The following is a 2,230-nucleotide window of genomic DNA, read 5'->3' on the forward strand; positions in this document are numbered from 1 at the left end:
CCCCGTGCCCTTGAGCGCGTTGCCCCCCGCCACGCACGAGCTGTTCCAGCGCATCGAGGGACAGGTCGCGCAGGTGCGCATCATCGAGCGGCGCTCCGGCACGCGCTCGTCCATCGGCTCGGCCTTCTTCGTGTCGGCCGCCGGGCACGCGGTGACGAACTACCATGTGATCTCCGACGTGGTCATCCACCCGGAGGACTACACGGCGGAGCTGGTCCTGAAGGGCGGCGGGGAGCCCGTCCCGGTGCGCCTGGTGGACGTGGACGTGGTGCACGACCTGGCCATCATCCAGACGGCCACCCCGGTGCAGAGCTTCTTCGACCTGGACGACCGCGAGCCGCCGCAGGGCGCGCGCCTGTTCGCCATGGGCAATCCGCGCGACCTGGGCACCACCATCGTGGAGGGGACGTACAACGGCTTCATCCACGACGCGCTCTATGAGCGGCTGCACTTCAGCGGGGCCATCAACCCGGGCATGAGCGGCGGTCCGACGCTCACGGGCGAGGGCCGCGTGGTGGGCGTCAACGTGGCGACCATGGGCAACCAGGTGGGCTTCCTGGTGCCGGTGAAACACGCGCGCGAGCTGCTGGCCCGCGCGCTGGCAGCCAAGGACTCCGGCGCGCAGGCGCTGCTGGACACCGTGCGCGCGCAGCTCCTGGACAACCAGCAGCGCGTCACCGAGCGGCTGCTGGGCGCGCCCGTGCCGCGGCAGACGCTGGGCAGCTACCGCGTGCCGGGGCGCTGGGGCACGTTCCTCAAGTGCTGGGGGGACACGCCGCATGACCCCGAGGTGCCGTACACGGTGACGAACTACCAGTGCTCGTCGGAGGAGGACATCTTCGTGTCCTCGCGCCACCGGACGGGCGTGGTGGCCTTCCTGCATCAACACGCCACCAGCCAGAAGCTGGGGGCGCTGCGCTTCTCCGCGCTCTACAGCGCGCTCTTCTCGCAGGACCCGGACGGGGTGGAGGCCACGCGGCAGGACGTCACCAACTACCGCTGCCAGTCGGAGTTCGTGGACGTGGCGGGCCTGCCCGTCCGGGCCGCGCTGTGCATGCGCGCCTACCGGAAGTTCCCCGGCCTCTATGACCTGGTGCTGCGGGCGGCCACGCTCAACGCCAGCACCAGCGGGGTGGACACGTCGCTCACGCTGGCCGGCTTCACCGCGGACAATGGACGCAAGCTGGCGCGCCGCTACCTGGAGGGGCTGTCGTGGACGAAGTAATCTTCCTGGAGGTGCTGGAAGGGGACTCCGTCCAGGCCCGTCACCGCCTGGAGCGCTTCCCCGTCAACGTCGGCCGGGGGTACGGCAACGACGTCATCCTGGACGACCCGAAGGTCTCCGCCGAACACCTGCGAATCGAGCGCCGCGAGGACGGCGCGCTGGTGCTGCGCGACGTGGGCAGCCAGAACGGCACCTACCGCGTGGAGCCCTGGGCGCGGCTGGCCGAGCTGGAGCTGGCCACGGATACCCGCGTGTCGGTGGGGGACACGGTGCTGCGCTTCCGCGCGCGCGGCCACCCGGTGGAGAAGACCGTCGTGGCGGCGGCGCCCACCGCGCCCAGGCCGCGCGTGTTCGAGCAGCCCCGCTACTTCTCCCTGGCCCTGCAGGCCCTGCTGGGCGCCAGCCTGCTGGAGGGCTACCTGGCCAACTACGGGCGCACGGACTGGGGCGCGCTGACGGTGGCGCTGGTGGTGCCGCTGGGCGTCACCTTCATGTGGGCGGGGGGCTGGTCGGTGGCGAGCCGCATCGCCCGGCGCCAGTTCCACTACCGCACGCACGCCACCGTGGCCGCGCTGGTGTTGCTGGGCTCCGTCGTCATCCAGCCGCTGCTCACGCTGGTGGGCTTCAGCCTGGGCGTGAGTGGCAACCTGTCCTGGGCCCACCACGTCGCCTTCCTGGCGCTGATGGCCTGGGGGCTCTACTGGCACCTGCGCTACGTGACGCGCTGGGAGCCGGGGCGGCTCATTCGGGTCATCGCCGTCGTCACGCTGTCGTTTGGCGCGCTGTCGCGGGCGGATGAATGGCTGGGCAACGAGTCCTTCAGCACGGAGCTGGGCTTCCGCCGGTCGCTCCTGCCACCGGCCTTCCGGCTGGTGGGCACCGAGCCCATGGATGACTTCTTCTCCGACGCGGTGAAGGTCCAGGAGCAGGTGGACGCGCTGGCGCGCGAACCGTGAGCCTCCGGGGGGCGGCGGGACGTCACGGGCGGGGGGGCGGATGTCAGAC

At 71.4% G+C, this 2,230-nt stretch carries 2 protein-coding genes; both read left to right on the forward strand.

From position 1 onward, the window contains the following. Positions 1–1,225, forward strand: a 1,225-nt coding sequence (locus tag G4D87_RS36890; RefSeq protein WP_163787461.1) for a S1C family serine protease, incomplete at its 5' end; no start/stop codon positions are given. Next, entirely contained in the window at positions 1,213–2,181 is a 969-nt protein-coding gene (locus tag G4D87_RS36895) for an FHA domain-containing protein (protein ID WP_163787462.1), read from the forward strand. The genes G4D87_RS36890 and G4D87_RS36895, both read left to right, overlap by 13 nt. Positions 2,182–2,230 lie beyond the last annotated feature (49 nt).

Origin of the sequence: Myxococcus vastator (genome assembly GCF_010894475.1) — a bacterium.
Taxonomy (GTDB): Bacteria; Myxococcota; Myxococcia; order Myxococcales; family Myxococcaceae; genus Myxococcus; species Myxococcus vastator.